The 15,336-nt window shown below is 66.7% G+C and carries 13 protein-coding genes; 4 read left to right on the forward strand and 9 right to left on the reverse strand.

Annotation, left to right across the window (positions count from 1 at the left end; genetic code table 11):
* Positions 1-436: 436 nt before the first annotated feature.
* The 3 genes from AC0N04_RS00005 to AC0N04_RS00015 all read right to left on the reverse strand — a co-directional run bounded on the left by AC0N04_RS00005 (position 437) and on the right by AC0N04_RS00015 (position 3,397).
* Positions 437-1,834 (reverse strand): AAA family ATPase, encoded by a 1,398-nt coding sequence (locus tag AC0N04_RS00005; protein WP_474277265.1) that lies wholly within the window; start codon positions 1,832-1,834, stop codon positions 437-439.
* Positions 1,818-2,231, reverse strand: coding sequence for a hypothetical protein (locus tag AC0N04_RS00010; RefSeq protein WP_474277268.1), 414 nt, complete (start codon positions 2,229-2,231; stop codon positions 1,818-1,820). The genes AC0N04_RS00005 and AC0N04_RS00010 overlap by 17 nt, the downstream gene beginning before the upstream one ends.
* 560 nt (positions 2,232-2,791) lie before the next feature.
* A complete protein-coding gene (locus AC0N04_RS00015; protein WP_474277271.1) occupies positions 2,792-3,397 on the reverse strand; it encodes a YdeI/OmpD-associated family protein in 606 nt (201 codons plus the stop codon).
* 185 nt (positions 3,398-3,582) lie between these two features.
* On the opposite strand from AC0N04_RS00015, the gene AC0N04_RS00020 reads away from it, so the two are divergent.
* Entirely contained in the window at positions 3,583-5,391 is a 1,809-nt protein-coding gene (locus AC0N04_RS00020) for an aminopeptidase P family protein (protein ID WP_474277274.1), read from the forward strand.
* A 54-nt stretch (positions 5,392-5,445) separates the two neighbouring features.
* Here AC0N04_RS00020 and AC0N04_RS00025 read toward each other — a convergent pair whose 3' ends face one another.
* The 6 genes from AC0N04_RS00025 to AC0N04_RS00050 all read right to left on the reverse strand — a co-directional run bounded on the left by AC0N04_RS00025 (position 5,446) and on the right by AC0N04_RS00050 (position 10,899).
* On the reverse strand, positions 5,446-6,207 hold the full coding sequence (locus tag AC0N04_RS00025; protein WP_474277277.1) for a flagellar brake protein: 762 nt from the start codon (positions 6,205-6,207) through the stop codon (positions 5,446-5,448).
* A gap of 29 nt (positions 6,208-6,236) precedes the next feature.
* Positions 6,237-6,536 carry a flagellar protein FliT gene (locus AC0N04_RS00030; protein WP_474277280.1) on the reverse strand — a complete coding sequence of 100 codons (300 nt, stop codon included), beginning with the start codon at positions 6,534-6,536 and terminating at the stop codon, positions 6,237-6,239.
* A 49-nt stretch (positions 6,537-6,585) separates the two neighbouring features.
* Positions 6,586-7,017: a flagellar export chaperone FliS gene (gene fliS, locus AC0N04_RS00035; RefSeq protein ID WP_474277283.1), complete on the reverse strand. Its 432-nt coding sequence runs from the start codon at positions 7,015-7,017 to the stop codon at positions 6,586-6,588.
* 150 nt (positions 7,018-7,167) lie between these two features.
* Positions 7,168-8,667 (reverse strand): flagellar filament capping protein FliD, encoded by a 1,500-nt coding sequence (fliD, locus tag AC0N04_RS00040; RefSeq protein WP_474277286.1) that lies wholly within the window; start codon positions 8,665-8,667, stop codon positions 7,168-7,170.
* A 200-nt stretch (positions 8,668-8,867) separates the two neighbouring features.
* Positions 8,868-9,713, reverse strand: coding sequence for a flagellin domain-containing protein (locus AC0N04_RS00045; protein WP_474277289.1), 846 nt, complete (start codon positions 9,711-9,713; stop codon positions 8,868-8,870).
* Between the two features lie 340 nt (positions 9,714-10,053).
* Positions 10,054-10,899, reverse strand: a complete 846-nt coding sequence (locus AC0N04_RS00050; protein WP_474277292.1) for a flagellin N-terminal helical domain-containing protein — start codon at positions 10,897-10,899, stop codon at positions 10,054-10,056.
* Between the two features lie 320 nt (positions 10,900-11,219).
* Here AC0N04_RS00050 and AC0N04_RS00055 point away from each other — a divergent pair, with 320 nt between their 5' ends.
* From AC0N04_RS00055 to AC0N04_RS00065, 3 genes are all read left to right on the forward strand, one after another.
* The gene (locus AC0N04_RS00055; protein ID WP_474277295.1) at positions 11,220-12,308 is read left to right on the forward strand and encodes a glycosyltransferase family 2 protein; all 1,089 of its coding nucleotides are present in this window, start codon (positions 11,220-11,222) and stop codon (positions 12,306-12,308) included.
* Between the two features lie 84 nt (positions 12,309-12,392).
* Positions 12,393-14,306 carry an O-linked N-acetylglucosamine transferase, SPINDLY family protein gene (locus tag AC0N04_RS00060; RefSeq protein WP_474277298.1) on the forward strand — a complete coding sequence of 638 codons (1,914 nt, stop codon included), beginning with the start codon at positions 12,393-12,395 and terminating at the stop codon, positions 14,304-14,306.
* Positions 14,307-14,342: 36 nt separating this feature from the next.
* A complete protein-coding gene (locus AC0N04_RS00065) occupies positions 14,343-15,278 on the forward strand; it encodes a methyltransferase domain-containing protein (protein WP_474277301.1) in 936 nt (311 codons plus the stop codon).
* Positions 15,279-15,336 lie beyond the last annotated feature (58 nt).

Consider the following 15,336-nt stretch of genomic DNA (forward strand, 5'->3'; position numbering starts at 1 on the left):
CATCAGGGTCCGTGGCACTCAACACGCCACACCAATGACCGTTTGTAGTTTGGCCAGTCCGCACCTTGTTGTCCTCCCCACCGCCTGATCTGCGCCCGGCTGGTTGGCTTTGAAGAAGGAAGAAAATCAGACCCGCTCCGCGGGTCCCAGGTCAACTATTGCTTGACGAACGGGGAAGCCCTTGTAGCCCAGGTTAACCGGCGCCGGAGCGCGAAGCGCGTAGAGCACCAACACTGGCCATGAAAATGGCGAAGCCATGGCCAGTGTTGGCGTCCGCGTTGAACCGACAGTTAGGCTGGGGTGCGTTGGAAAGGTTTGCCAAGTTCACTCCGGTTGCGTTAGCTTCGAGTTCCTACAAAGTCGAGTAAGCGTCATAGTTGAAATATTAGGTCCTGCTGCTATCGGTGCGGATGTAATATGCCTGATGCGGATTTTCTTAATTTATTTGGGAAAATGTTTTAAAAATATCTGCCGATAAAAACTGAGGAAATTCCTCAATAACTTGTAGCAGCCCAAGCTTCAGTCCTGAGCCGCCGTTTTTGCTTGATACGGCATTTAACTCCGGAATTTTTGTTAGTAGAAGCTTTTCCAAATCATGTCCGCGCATATTCAGAAATGCTTCCGGTAGCGCAATTGACCATCCATTTTGCAGATCGCATTTGATTGGATTTTTTAATTCTATTCCCGCGTTTGACAGTACTGTGTTTGAGATTTCTTGAGCATCATCCGCAGTGATTTTTATGATGTCAACATAAGTCGTTATATTGCTCACGGAGAAATCATTTGGTGTTCTCTTCCCGGTGCGAAAAAGCGCAAGTGCAACATAAAGTGGATCAAGCAAATAGTTTTCAATTGCGTACCTTTTGCCTTGCCCAAGAATATAAACAGGGTATTTCTCTTTTCTCGTGCCATCCCAATCTATGATGCCCCTTACAACATCATTGCCTGCTTCGTATAGTCGCGTGACAATTGATTCAACATCAGAACAATTCGACGTGCCGCTGTGGGGTTCCAGAAAAATTGGCTGATAGGCTATTGGGGTGGTTCTGTGGATGATCTGGAATAGGCGTTGGAAATATAAAACATCATATTTGCTTTCCACGAAAATTTGACGGCGACTATCGATCGAGACTTTAAGGTGAGGTATTCCTCCGGTCAGCACCTCAATGCCCCGATTAATGCTAATCATTTCAGGAAGCTTTGTCTCTCTGTTCATTTCAAACAGTGAATTATCGGGGCACATTGCCGCTGTGGAAGGCGAGTGCGTGGTTAAAATAACCCGAACCCCTGCCTTTTCGACGACCACCTCTCTCAGGGTGTCAATCAATAGTTTTGAGTACTGTGGGTGAAGCGGAGCGTCGGGCTCGTCCAAAATCAGCAAGTCCGGCTTTCCTGATGACTCCTGAGTGTTATAGATCGCTAGCGCTAGCGACATAAGAACTTTTTCTCCGGTGGATAAATCATTGGCGGATATGTCAGATCCATTTGACTTATCAACTAGGCGCAGCTTGTATGTTGAATCTGTGTCGATTGTTTCCGGGCTAACCACTTCGTAAGTGAGTCCCGCTTTAGTAAGTATTTCGTTTACTAAGCACCAAGGTTTTGGGCCATATTTCCCAAAGAACTCTTCGTCACTTAGTGTTGGATTGTTTGTTTTGTTCTTTGCATTTTGAAATATCTTGAACTCATTCTTGGTGTATCTGATGTGATAAGTTTTGAATATTAACGCAAGCTGCGTGGCGAAAAGTGTTCCTTGATTTGCATCCGTTAAATTCAAATTAAAGTAAACATCGTCTTCTCTCAAGTCCTCAAATGCCTTAGAGGACTTGCTCATGATTCCGTTGACTACATTTAATAAGACTGGGTTGTGCCCCCCATCTGGGTAGGAATTGCGTAATCGGATCGGAAATGTTTTCGCCATTAATCCTGGCTTGTTTTAAATTATTCTGGTGCCCTTCAATCTGGTTCCACCAATTTTTTGTATTTTGTGTGAGTTGCTGGGGGTCGCAAGACTCATCGATCTGGGGGTTAAGTCCACCAAAGCCAATTAGTTGAATTTTGCTGATTGGGAGATCAGAGTCTGTGATGGTGGAAATTTGACTGTTCACCATTGCCTCAAGCAGGTGGCTTTTCCCGCTCCCATTTTTCCCTGTAATTACGCAAAAATTTGGAAGATCGAAGGATATCCCTGCTGGAATAGATTTGTGTTTCTTATTGATTATGATTTTCATGTTTGTGTCGAAAACTATATGCTGGAGCTATGGTTTTGGTTCGAGGTTAAGCGAATTTTTCTGGATGCGACAGCCTGTGCAAAAAGCCTAACGCGTTATAGACGACAAGCTGACGCCGCTTTGCGCGACTGATGTCGCCTAAACGGACGATTACGTTCGATCGCAAGTGCTTGTCGCATTTGATTTTCCTTCCCGATTGACCGGACGTTGATCCAGTACTGAATCTGCCGCGCAAAGCGGCGTTAGCGCAAAGTCATTCTGTGCGTTGCCGATGATGGCCGCAAGGGAGGTTGACGTGGGGATCCGCAGACGCTTGGGCACCTTGCTGCTGCGTTCGCGGCCTTGATGCCGCGTTCATGGGCGCCCGCTCCTGCGGAGACCGAGCCGCGCGCGGCCCCGCCAGGCAATGGACTTCGGAGCCATGCCCATATGAGCGACGCTTGCGTCCAGCCGCATGTCGCGGCGGTCGACGCTGTGCGGCCCTGCACCGCTGCGAGGCCGCCTTCCCGGGAACAGTCATCCGCCGTGACGGCAACACCCGGCGGCGGAGTCGGGCGTGCTCAGCCCCGGGCCTTCGGCTTGACGAGATGCAGCACCTCGCCCCGCGCCAGCCTCTCGACCAGCTGCGCGATCCGCCTGGCGCGGGTCGGTGGCCTCGCCGCGGTCTGCACGCGCCAGAGCACCGCGTAGCGGTTGCCGGCGTCGAGGGTCGCAAAGAAGGCCTGCGCCGGCGGGCACTGGGCCAGCGCGGCCTGCAGGTCTTGCGGCACGGTGGCCGTGCGTGCGCCGTCGTAGGCGCGCTCCCAGCGGCCGTCGGCCTGGGCGGCATCGATCTGGGCCTGCCCGGCGGGCTGCATCCGCCCTGCCGCTATCAGCGCCGCGACCTTGGCCACGTTCGTCTTCGACCAGACGCTGCGCGGGCGGCGCGGGGTGAAGCGCTGCAGGAAGTGCTGGTCATCGAAGCCTTTCTTCTGGCCATCGATCCAGCCCCAGCACAGCGCGATCTCCACCGCTTCGAGGTAGGTGACGCTGGGGACACCGGCGCCTTTCTTCGCGATCTTGAGCCACAAGCCCTCGGAGCTCGCGTGATGCGTGCGCAGCCAGGCTTCGAAGGCCCGTGCGGACTCGAATGGCTTCACCTCGGGGAGGGCTTGAAGGGCGTCCATGCCGCACAGTCTGCCGCAACGCCGGCGGGCCACGGCCAGTCGAGCCCGGCGGCCCCACGTGTTTCCCCTCAGCCCCAGACCCCCTGGGTGCATCCCGCCGCTCCTAGAATCCGCCGACTCACCCCCTTTTCTTTCCGCCGACCCGCAGCCCACCCGGCGGCGCGCCGGCCTCCCGGAGCCAGACCATGGACACCCGCATCGCGCCCGCCCGCCTTCGCCTCGAACAACTGCGCGAGGCGATGGCCGCCGGCGGCACGCAGGCCGTGCTGCTGCCGTCCAGCGACCCTCACCTCAGCGAATACCTGCCCGAACGCTGGCAAGGGCGGGAATGGTTCTCCGGCTTCACCGGTTCGATGGGCACGCTGGTGGTCACCCTCGACCGCGCCGCGCTGTTCGCCGACATGCGCTACTGGGAGCAGGCCGCCGCCGAGCTGCAGGGCAGCGGCATCGAGCTGGTGAAGATCCCCACCGCCGCCGCCACCCACCACCTGGCCTGGATCACCGGCCAACTGGCCCCCGGCCAGACGCTGGCGGTGGATGGCCAGGTGCTGGGCCTGGCCGCCGCCCAGCAACTGCGCGCCACCTGCGCCCAGGCCGGCATCGTGCTGAAGACCGATGCCGACCCGCTGGCCGCCGCCTGGCAACCCCGGCCCGCGCTGCCGCAGGCGCCGGTCTACGAGCACCGTGCGCCGCAGGCCGTCCTGGATCGGCCGACCAAGCTGGCGCGCGTGCGCGCCGCGCTGGCCGAGCATGGCGCCAGCCACCACTTCGTCTCGACGCTGGACGACATCGCCTGGATCACCAACCTGCGCGGCGCCGACGTGGCCTACAACCCGATCTTCCTCGCCCACCTGCTGATCGCGCCGGACCGCGCGACGCTGTTCGTCGGCCAGGGCAAGGTCGGCCCCGAGCTGGCCCGCGTGCTGGCGGCCGACGCCGTCGTGCTGGCGGACTACGCCGACGCCGCCCAGGCGCTGGCGGCGCTGCCGGCCGGCGCCACGCTGCTGCTGGACCCCAAGCGCGTCACGCTGGGCCTGCGCGAGGCGGTGCCCGCCGCGGTCAAGGTGGTCGAGGCGATCAACCCCAGCACGCTGGCCAAGAGCTGCAAGAGCGCCGAGGAGGCGGCCTTCATCCGCGAGGCGATGGCCGAGGACGGCGCCGCGATGTGCGAGTTCTACGCCGGCTTCGAGGCCGCGCTGACCCGCGGCGAGCGCCTGACCGAGCTGACGGTGGACGAGCGGCTGAGCGCCGAGCGCGCCCGGCGCGCCGGCTTCGTGGGCCTGAGCTTCCCGACCATCGCCGGCTTCAACGCCAATGGTGCGATGCCGCACTACCGCGCCACGGCCGCATCGCACGCGGTGATCGAGGCGCCGGGCCTGCTGCTGATCGATTCCGGCGCCCAGTACGTGGGCGGCACCACCGACATCACGCGGGTCTGGGCGATCGGCGCGCTGAGCGCCGAGCAGCGCGAGGACTGCACCCGGGTGCTGCAGGGCACGCTGGCGCTGAGCCGGGCGCGCTTCCCCGAGGGCACCTTGAGCACCGCGCTCGATGCGCTGGCCCGCGCGCCGCTGTGGGCCCACAGCCGCGACTACGGCCACGGCACCGGCCACGGCGTGGGCTATTTCCTGAACGTGCACGAGGGGCCGCAGACCATCAGCCGCGCCGCGCCGGAGCCGCAGATGGCGATGCGCGCCGGCATGTTCACCTCGGTCGAGCCGGGCCTGTACCGGCCCGGGCGCTGGGGGGTGCGGATCGAGAACCTGGTGCTCGCGGTGCCGGCGCCGGCCAGCGAGTTCGGCGAGTTCCTCGAGTTCGAGACGCTGACGCTGTGCCCGATCGACGTGCGCTGCCTGGAGGTGGCGCTGCTGCGCGCCGACGAGATCGACTGGCTCAACCGCTACCACGCCCGGGTGCGCGAGGTGCTGGCGCCGCGCGTCGGCCCGGCGGCCCGCGACTGGCTGATCGCGCGCACCGAGCCGATCGCCGCCTGAGCCCGCCCGACGGGTGCGGGTGCGGGTGCGGACGCCCGCCGTCGCGATCCGCGCTCAGTCGAGCGCCATCATCCGCCGGCGCTTCTGGGTCTGGTCGATGTAGCGCTGCAGGCCGCGCTGGGCGTTGAGGTCCAGGCCGCGCAGCTCGCAGCCCAGGCGCACGCCGCGGGCCTGGGGCTGGATCGAGGTCACGTGGTGCACCACCAGGGTGGCGCGAAATTCGGTGTCGCCGTCGAGCTCGACGACCGCGCCGTTGATCGCCACGCCGGGCTGCACCGGCGGCACGTCCTGCGGCATGAACAGCGCGCAGCCGCCGATGCTCAGGTCCAGCACGCGCAGCGCCAGCGGCATGTCGGGCAGCTCGGGATGGCGAAAGCGCACCGTCGGCGCGCTGCGCTCCAGCGTGCGCACCCGGTAGGCATTGCGGCGCTGGAAGCGGTAGACCTCGCGCGGCAGCGCCGCCTGGAGCACGCAGCTCTGGCGGCCGTGCACCAGCAGCCGGTCCTGCACCTCGAACTGGACCTTGATCTGGTCGAGATAGGCCACCGCCATCGCGTCGTCGGCCTCCACCAGCTGGGCCACGGTGTGTGACTGCAGGTCGGCGGTGAAGGCGATCTTGCCCAGCTGGGCATCGACGCTCCACAGGGTGCTGGCGTAGAAGGCGCCGTCCGAGCCGTTCAGGTTGACGATCACCGCCCGGTCCATCAGCGCCTTCAGCAGCGCGCGCACCTCGATCGGGTCGGTGACCTTGAATTCGGCCAGGCGGTCGGGATCGCCGAGGCCGTCGAGCGAAGCGGGCTGGGTGTCCTGGTACATGGTGCGGCGTCCTGCGCGTGGGCGTCGGTTCAGTGCAGGATCTTGGGCCGGCCGCTCAGCATCTGGTCGAGTTCGTCCATCCAGGGTTCGGCCAGGTGGCGGATCTCGGCGTCGTTGAGCAGGATGCGCTGCATGATGCGCGACTTGGCCTTGGCCTCCTCCGCCCTCAGCTGCTCGCTCTGGGCGGCCAGCTTGAGCTGGGAGATCAGCACGGCGCACGCGCCTTCGAGCTTGACCACCTGGTCCCAGTCGCCGTGGCGGGCGGCCTCCAGCATGTCGGCGCTGGCACGCTCGATCGCTTCGTAGTAGTTCAGCAAAGTGTGGTTCATGGCGATGCCTTCGCGCAAGCACGTGGCCGCAAGGGTCTCGGGGGTCACTTCAGTGCGTCTCCACCTGAGGGCCGATGTCCTTCCAGGCCTGGCGCAGCGGCTCGATCAGCCGCGCGCATTCGTCCAGGATCTTCTCGTCGTTGCGCACGTTGGCCAGCACCAGGCGCAGCGCCACGTAGTCGTAGAGGTTGCGCAGGTCGGCGGCCAGCGCGCCGCCGGCTTCCAGGTTCAGGCAGGCCTTGAGGCCCTCGTCGACGATCTTCGCGGCACGGGAGATCGACTTGCCCTTGGCCTCGATCTGGCGCTCGCGCATCGCGCCGCGGGCCTGGTTGACCGCCTCCGCGTAGCCGTCGAAGAGCATCTCGATCAGGCGGTGCGGAGACGCCCCGTCGATGCTGGTCGCCACGCCGATCTGGCGGTAGGCCATCGCCAGGCCGCCGGTGCGCGCGAAGGGGGAAGAAGTGGCTGCGCTGTACATCATGTCAGTCCCGTGGGTTGCCGTTGAATGTTTATCGACCCGGTGGCGGTCGACTTGAGCGCTTGCGATCCGGTGATCTGGCGCGGTTTCCCGGTGCATCCATGAAACAGGGGCGCCGTGGCGCCCCTGCGGTCGATCCGGCGCATGCCGCCGTCAGGCCGAGCTGCTGCTGTTCGTGCTGCTGCTGCTGAACTGCTGGGTGATGTAGCTCGACAAGGCCTGCATCTGGGCCATCGTCGTGTCCAGCGCCTGGTATTGCTTGGTCATGTTGTCCTGCATCTGCTGCAGGCGCAGCTGCATGTCGGACTGCTGCTGCTCGTTCTGCTTGATGCTGGTCTGCAGGCCCTGCTGCCGCGTGGCGATGCTGCCGCTGACGTCCAGCAAGGACGTGGTCAAGGTGTTGAAGCGGGTCATGAAGCCCGAGGCCGCCGGCGTGGCGCCGTTGGCCATGAACAGCTTCTGCAGCTCGGGCAGGTTGTTCAGCGCCGCGGTCATCTTGGTCGAATTGACCGCCAGCGTGCCGTCCTTCTGCATCGAGATGCCGACGTCCGACAGCACCGAGAACGCGCTGGACGCGGTCGAGCTCTGGTTGATCACGCCGCGCAGCGCCCACTGGATGTTCATCATCGTGGTGTCGCCCTGCAGCGGCGCCGCGGTGTTGCTGGTCGGGTCGTAGGCCGTCTCGGTGCTCATGTACTTGGCCAGGCCGTTGAAGGCGTTGACGAAGCCCGTCACGGCCGTGTTGACCGAGGCGGTGTCCGGGCTGACGGTGATCTGGGTCGGGGTGGCGCTGACCTGCGACAGCGTCAGGTTCAGGCCGTTGGCCACGTTGTTGATGGTGTTGCTGGCCGACTCGATCGCGATCCCGTTCACCGTCGCCTTGGCATTGGCCGCCGACTGGTTGAGCTGCATCGGTGTGGCACTGTTCGTCGCGTCGAAGGCCAGCGACGACAAGCCGGTCGAAAGCGTGCCGCTGGGAACCGTCTCGGTGGCGGTGATCTTGAACGCGTTCGCCGCGCCGGTGGCGGTCGAGCTCATCGACAGCCGCGCGCCGTTCGCGTCATTGATCACGGTGGCGGTCACGCCGGCGCCCGCCGCATTGATCTGCTGGGCGATGCTGGCCAGGCTGGTATTGCCCGCCGTGATGTTGATGGTGGTGGGAGAACTGCCGGCCTGCGCCGTGAAGCCGGTGGCCGGCGGACCGCCGGTCCAGGTGCCCAGCTGGATCGTCAAGGTGCCCGTGTCCAGCGTGCTGGAGGAGGACGGCAGCGAGGTCGCGCTGGTGATCGTCTGCGTTCCCGCCAGCGCCTGCACCGCGACCGAGTACGATCCCGGCACCGCGCCGCTGGCGGTGGTCGCCGACACCACGGCGCTGTTGCTCGACGAGGCGGCCGTGCCGCTCCACAGGCCGGGGTTGATCAAGGCCTGCGCGGCGCCCTGCAGCGTCGCGGTCAGGCTCTGCATCTGGCCGAAGGCCGAGAGCTGGGTCTTCAGGCTGCTGTCGGCGCTCTGCAGGTTGGTCAACGGGATCGACTCGACCGCCATCAGCTTCGAGATGATCGTGGTCGCGTCGATGCCGCTGCCCACGCCCAGCGACGAGATCGCGCCGGTGACGGACGAGGTGGTGGCCGAGGTGGTGGTGGAAACGGTCATGATGCAGTCCCGATCTTGGGTGGCTTTACGGCCTATCGGCCGCCAGCGTCACAACTTAAGCGCTGGCGCCGAGATCGGCGTCGCCAGCCCTCAAGCAGGAACGCCGCCCGGCGGTCGCCGTGCTGTTTCCACAGCCCGGGTCCGCGGCGGCGCTCATCCCCTTGCGCCTGAACGGACCCAGGGGCGACCGTGGGGTGCGATCACTGCAGCAGCTTCAACACCTGCTGCGGCAGCTGGTTGGCCTGCGCCACCATCGCGGTGCCGGCCTGTTGCAGGATGTTGGCGCGGCTCATGTTCGCGGTTTCCGCGGCGTAGTCGGCGTCCATGATGCGGCTCTTGGCGGCGGACTGGTTCTCGACCGAGGTCTGCAGGTTCGAGATGATCGAATCGAAGCGGCTCTCGGTCGCACCCAGCGTGGCGCGGGTGTCGTTGATCGTGTTGAGCGCGGTGTCCAGGCTGTTGATCACCGTGTCGATCGAGCCGACGGTGGCGCCGCTGCCGATCGAGGCGGTGGAACCGGTGACCGCGCTGATGTTGGGATCGGTGCTCATGTTCGACAGCCCGATCGAGATCGTGTCGTTGCCGGTGGTGTTGGCGCCGATCTGGAAGGTCATCGACGAGGCGGCGCCGGCCAGGATGTTGATGCCGTTGAAGGTCGTCCCGCTGATCACGCGCGAGATCTCCGACTGCAGCTGCGCGAATTCCTTTTGCAGCGACGCCTGGTCGGACGAGGAATTGGTGCCGTTGGCCGACTGCACCGCCAGCTCGCGCATGCGCTGCAGCGCATTGCCGACCGAGGCCAGCGCGCCTTCCGCCGTCTGCGCCAGCGAAATGCCGTCGTTGGCATTGCGGATCGCGACGTTCATGCCCTTGACCTGCGCGTTCATGCGCTCGGCGATCGCCAGGCCGGCGGCGTCGTCCTTGGCCGAATTGACCCGCAGGCCCGACGACAGGCGCTGCATCGACGTCTGCAAGGAGGACTGCGACGCGTTCAGGTTGCGTTGCGCCTCCAGCGAGGCGATGTTGGTGTTGATGGTTTGCGGCATGTCTGCACCTCTCGAGAATCGACCACTTCCGGCAGCGGGCCGGCCAATCGGTCGGCAGGAGGTCGCTCCCGCCGTCCACCCAGCCCGGCAACCACTTGCCGCCCCCCGAATGCATTGCGTTCGGGACGTCTCGGCTTTGCCTGTCGGACCACGCCTTTCCAGCCGGAGAAGCGTTGGAGTGATTCTGAAGAGGTCGGCGCTGCGGCAAAGCGCCGAAATGAGCGTTCTTCCGCCGCCAGTTCGCCGCCGTCCCAAACGACAGCGCCCTGCACGGCTGGCCGTGCAGGGCGCTGCAAGCGGTGCAGGGCGCGGGCGCTTCGCCCGCGCTGCCGCGCTCCTATTACTGCAGCAGCTTCAGGACCATCTGCGGCTGCTGGTTGGCCTGCGCCACCATCGCGGTGCCGGCCTGTTGCAGGATGTTGGCGCGGCTCATGTTCGCGGTTTCCGCCGCGTAGTCCGCGTCGGTGATGCGGCTCGAAGCGGCGGCCTGGTTCTCGGACGAGGACTGCAGGTTCGAGATCACCGCGTCCAACCGGCTCTGGTCGGCACCCATCGTGGCGCGGGTGTCGTTGACGGTGTTGATCGCGGTGTCCAGGTTGTTGATCACCGTGTCGATCGCACCCAGCGTCGCGCCACTGCCGATCGACGCCGTGCTGCCGGTCACCGCGGTCAGCGTGGCGTCGGTGGTCATGTCGGAGATCGACATCGAGATCGAATCGTTCGACGTGGTGTTCGCGCCGACCTGGAAGGTCATGCTCGAGGCGCCGCCGCCCAGGATGTTGATGCCGTTGAACTTGGTGCCGCCGAGCACCCGCGAGATTTCCGACTGCAGCTGAGCGAATTCCTTTTGCAGCGACGCCTGGTCGGACGTGGAGTTCGTGCCGTTGGCCGACTGCACGGCCAGTTCACGCATGCGCTGCAGCGAGTTGCCGACCGAGGCCAGCGCGCCTTCCGCCGTCTGCGCCAGCGAGATGCCGTCGTTGGCGTTGCGGATCGCGACGTTCATGCCCTTGACCTGGGCCGTCATGCGCTGAGAGATCGCCAGACCGGCGGCATCGTCCTTGGCCGAGTTGATGCGCAGGCCCGAAGACAGGCGTTGCATCGAAGTGGCCAGCGACGATTGGCTGCTCGAGAGGTTGCGCTGGGCGTCCAGCGAGGCGATGTTGGTATTGATGGACATGGTCATGATGACACTCCTAAAAAGTTCCCAAAAGTCTCCGGTTAAAGCACCGGCGCCTTCGCACCCAGCGCCGGGTGCTCCTCCGGTCGGGCGGTGTCTTTCGACCCTGCCTGACCCTTGGCCATCTCACCGGACCGCAGAACCTGCCTGATTGCATGTCCTGTTGGTTGGGGTATCGGACAGGGCTTGCGCGAACTTGAGGCCTGCAGGATCAAAATTCTTCGGAGCCCGGGTCCGGCGTCCTGGGGGGGTCCCCAGGCAATTGCCGCCAGCCACCCCGGCTTATCGGCCGACCGGCGCAGCCGTTAAGCCCTAGAGTCCGGGCCATGTCCCGGCCGCCCGCCCCGCCCCGACTCCAGCGCATCGCGCTGGTGATGATCGCGCGCAACGAGGCGGCAGGCATCGCCCGCGCCCTGGCCAGCGCCCGGCCCTGGGTCGACAGCCTGCTGGTGCTGGACACCGGTTCGACCGACGACACGCCGCGCCTCGCGCGCGAGGCGGGCGCGCGCGTCGAACATTTCGACTGGGTGGACGACTTCGCCGCCGCGCGCAATGCGGCGCTGGAGCTGGCGGCGGCCGACTGGCATCTGGTGCTGGATGCCGACGAATGGATCGCCAGTGGCGGCGAGCACCTCGCCGCGCTGCGGCACACCGCACCGGATTTCGTCGCCCAGGTGCGGGTGGACAGCCCGCACGACGCCAACGGCCAGCGCAGCGTGGCGCCCAGCTGGATCAGCCGGGTGCTGCCCGGCGCGGTGCGCTATGCCGGACGCATCCACGAACAGGCGCTGCATGCGCTGCCGGTCCGGCGCCTGCCGCTGGTGCTGGGCCACGCCGGCTACCTGCCGGACGCGCTGGCCGTCAAGGCCGGGCGCAACGCGGCGCTGCTGACCCGGGCGCTGGCCGACCGCCCCGACGACGCCTACCTCTGGTACCAACTGGGCAAGGACCACGACGTCTACCAGCGCTGGCCCGACGCGCTGGAATGCTTCGAGCGGGCGCGGGCGCGCCTGCCGGCGCCCACGCCGGACTGGCACCACGACCTCAGCGCGCGCAGCCTGCACGCGCTCAAGCGCTGCAAGCGCCACGCCGAGGCGGTCGACCTGGCCCAGGCGGCGCTGGCCCGCTGGCCCGGTTCGCCGGACATCCCGTTCGCGCTGGGCGACCTGCTGCTCGACTGGGCGGCCGACGAGCCGGCGCGTGCGCCCGAACTGCTGCCGATGATCGAGGCCGCCTGGCTGCGCTGCCTGGAACTGGGCGAGCGGCCCGACCTGGAAGGCAGCGTGGCCGGCCGCGGCGGACCGCTCGCCGCCCACAACCTGGCGCTGTTGTACGACCTGCTCGGCCAGGCCCCGCAAGCCGCCCGCTACCGCGCGCTGGCGCAGGGCCGGTCCGGCGAGGCGGGTGCGGGCTAACCCACGGCAAGACCCCGAACAGCGGCGCTTCGGCGCGGTTTATCGGCCGGACCGGCCGGGCCGGCCGGCCTACAGTGGCCGACCATGAAGCCCAACCCGACGCGTGCCGAACATCACCGCCAGCGGGGCCACCAGGCGCTGCAGGCGCGCCAATGGACCCAGGCCATCGAAGCCTTCCAGCAGGCCACCCGCCTGGCGCCCCACGACACGCTGATGTGGCTGAACCTGAGCCGCGCGCTGCTGGCCTCGGGCCACCCCGCCGAGGCGGTCGACGCGGCCCGCCGCGCCCGCGACACCGACCCGCGCCACGCCCTGGCCTGCCGGCTGCTGGCCGACGGGCTGCTGCAGCAGAACCGCGGCCCGGAGGCGGCCCAGGTGTTCGACGCCTACCCGGCCGACGCCCCGCGCGACCTCGACTGGTACAACGAATACGGCAACGCGCTGTTCCAGGCGCAGCGGCTGCAGGATGCCGTCAACGCGTTCTTCCAGGCGCTGGCGCTGCGCCTCGACGTCGCGCTGGTGCACTACCGGCTGGGGCTGGCGCTGATGGGGCTGGACCTGCGCGACCAGGCGATGGAGTGCTTTCGCACCGCCGTCGCGCTGGACGACCGCCAGGTCAAGGGTTTGGCGCTGTCCTTCCTCGTGCATGAAGGGCGCCAGAACTGCGACTGGCAACGCGTGGACGCCGACACCGCGGCGCTGCTGGCGACGCTGGACGAGGCCGACGGCGGCGCCGGGCAACTGCTGTCGCCGTTCGCGCTGCTGGCGCTGGACGCCACGCCAGCGCAGCAGCGCCGCGTCGGCCGCCTGCGCACCCTGGGCCTGACGCGGCACCTCCAGCCGCTGCCGCCGGCCGGCCCCCGGCGGCCGGGCCGCGTGCGCATCGGCTACCTGTCCTGCGACTTCTACCAGCACGCCACCGCGATGCTGATGGCCGAGTTGCTGGAGCGCCGCGACACCGCCCGATTCGAGGTTCGCCTGTACTCGCACAGCCTGGACGACGGCAGCGCCCTCGGTGGCCGCATGCGCGCCGCCTGCGACGCCTTCATCGACGTCAGCCAGATGAGCAACGCCGAGGTCGCCCGCCGCATGCGCGACGACGGCATCGACATCGCGATCGACCTCAAGGGCCACACCCGGTTCAGCCGCTTCGAGCTGCTCGCCCACCGGCCGGCGCCAGTGCAGGTGGCCTACCTGGGCTACCCGGCCACGACCGGCGCCGACTTCATCGACTACCTGATCGGCGACCCGATCGTGACGCCGCTGGCGCATGGGCCGAACTACAGCGAGCAGATCGCCCAGCTGCCGCACAGCTACCAGCCCAACGACCGCCGGCGCGCGCTGCCGCCAGCCACCCCGCGGGCGGCGCTGGGCCTGCCCGACGACGCCGTGGTGCTGTGCTGCTTCAACCAGACCTACAAGCTCTCACCGCACCTGCTGGACCTGTGGGCGCGCCTGCTGGAAGGTGCCCCCCAGGCGCTGCTGTGGCTGCTGGCCTGGAACCCGCAGGGCCAGGCCCGGCTGGAGGCCGAACTGGCGCGGCGCGGCATCGGGCCGGAGCGCATCCGCTGGGCGCCCAAGCTGAACGCGGACGAGCACATCGCCCGGTTGCGCGCCGCCGACCTGTTCCTGGACACCTGGCCCTGCAACGCCCACACCACGGCCAGCGAGGCGCTGTGGGCCGGCGTGCCGGTGCTGACCGTGCCCGGCGCCACCTTCGCCTCGCGCGTCGCCGCCAGTCTGGTGCACGCCTGCGGCCTGCCGGACCTGGCCTGCGGCGACGAGCAGCAGTACGTCGAATTGGGCACCGCGCTGGCCAACGACCGGGGCCTGCTGGCCCACCTGAAGCAGCAGCTGGACCAGCACCGCCTGGCGTTGCCGCTGTTCGACACCGAGCGCTATGCGCGCGATTACGAAGCGCTGCTGCTGCGCATGCACGAACGCCAGCTCGCCGGCCTGCCGCCCGCCCCACTGCCGGCCGCTGCCCCGGCCGCCTGAGCCGCCGTCCCGCCGCACAACGCCGCCTTGCCCACCGTGCCCGCACCCACCCCCCTGCCGGCGGCCGCCGACCGCTGGTCCGACTGGCTGCTGCGCGGCCGCCATGCCGACGACGCGAGCTACCGGGCGCGGGTCGAGGCCCGCATCGACGGCCTGGTCGAGCGCCTGCTGGACGGCGCCCGCATCGAGCCCGGCATGACGCTGGTGGACATCGGCACCGGCGATGGCCGCGTCGCCTGGCATGCGTTCGCGCGCACCGGCGGCCGCCTGCAGGCGGTGCTGACCGACCTCTCAGAGCCTCTGCTGACCGAGGCCCGTGCCCGCGCCGAAGCCGCCGGCCATGCCGCGCAATGCCGCTTCGTCCACGGCAGCGCCGATTCCCTGGCCGGCGTGGCCGACGCCTGCGCCGACGCACTCACCAGCCGGGCCGTACTGGCCTACGTGGCCGACAAACCCGCGGCGCTGGCCGAAGCGCGGCGGGTGCTCAAGCCTGGCGGACGGCTGTCGCTGGCCGAGCCGATCTTTCAGGACGATGCCTTCGCCGCCTGCGCGCTGCAGCAAGCCGCAGCGGCGCTGCCAGCCGGATCGCCGGACCGCATCCTGCCGCTGCTGCACCGCTGGAAGGCGGCCCAGTTTCCCGACACGCTGCAGGCGCTGAGGCAGCACCCGATGACGGCCTGGTCCGAACGCGACCTGCTGCGCCTGGTGCAGGCCGCCGGCTTCACCGAGCCGCACCTGGAATTGCACGTCGACGTGAGGCCCAGCCTGGCGCCGTCGTGGCAGGCCTTCATCGACGAGGCGCCCCACCCCTGGGCGCCGCCGCTGTCGCGCGTGATGGCCGAGCAGTTCAGCGCCGAGGAGCGCGCCCTGTTCGAAGACCACCTGCGGCCCAGCTTCGAGGCGGGCCAGTGCTTCAGCACCGACCGCATCGCCTACCTCACCGCGCGCAAACCCGGCCCGCTGCCGGCCTGAGACACCGGCCCGGCCGGCTGCAGACCGGCGTCCAGCGGTCGAAATGGACCGTCAAAAC

The organism is Ideonella sp. sgz306126 (assembly GCF_056032705.1).

What these genes read in the sequence shown, in the direction of transcription:
- AC0N04_RS00005 (WP_474277265.1), bottom strand. Translation starts at nt 1,834, where the DNA reads ATGAGCAAGTCCTCTAAGGCATTTGAGGACTTGAGAGAAGACGATGTT.
- AC0N04_RS00010 (WP_474277268.1), bottom strand. Translation starts at nt 2,231, where the DNA reads ATGAAAATCATAATCAATAAGAAACACAAATCTATTCCAGCAGGGATA.
- AC0N04_RS00015 (WP_474277271.1), bottom strand. Translation starts at nt 3,397, where the DNA reads ATGGACGCCCTTCAAGCCCTCCCCGAGGTGAAGCCATTCGAGTCCGCA.
- AC0N04_RS00020 (WP_474277274.1), top strand. Translation starts at nt 3,583, where the DNA reads ATGGACACCCGCATCGCGCCCGCCCGCCTTCGCCTCGAACAACTGCGC.
- AC0N04_RS00025 (WP_474277277.1), bottom strand. Translation starts at nt 6,207, where the DNA reads ATGTACCAGGACACCCAGCCCGCTTCGCTCGACGGCCTCGGCGATCCC.
- AC0N04_RS00030 (WP_474277280.1), bottom strand. Translation starts at nt 6,536, where the DNA reads ATGAACCACACTTTGCTGAACTACTACGAAGCGATCGAGCGTGCCAGC.
- fliS (WP_474277283.1), bottom strand. Translation starts at nt 7,017, where the DNA reads ATGATGTACAGCGCAGCCACTTCTTCCCCCTTCGCGCGCACCGGCGGC.
- fliD (WP_474277286.1), bottom strand. Translation starts at nt 8,667, where the DNA reads ATGACCGTTTCCACCACCACCTCGGCCACCACCTCGTCCGTCACCGGC.
- AC0N04_RS00045 (WP_474277289.1), bottom strand. Translation starts at nt 9,713, where the DNA reads ATGCCGCAAACCATCAACACCAACATCGCCTCGCTGGAGGCGCAACGC.
- AC0N04_RS00050 (WP_474277292.1), bottom strand. Translation starts at nt 10,899, where the DNA reads ATGACCATGTCCATCAATACCAACATCGCCTCGCTGGACGCCCAGCGC.
- AC0N04_RS00055 (WP_474277295.1), top strand. Translation starts at nt 11,220, where the DNA reads ATGTCCCGGCCGCCCGCCCCGCCCCGACTCCAGCGCATCGCGCTGGTG.
- AC0N04_RS00060 (WP_474277298.1), top strand. Translation starts at nt 12,393, where the DNA reads ATGAAGCCCAACCCGACGCGTGCCGAACATCACCGCCAGCGGGGCCAC.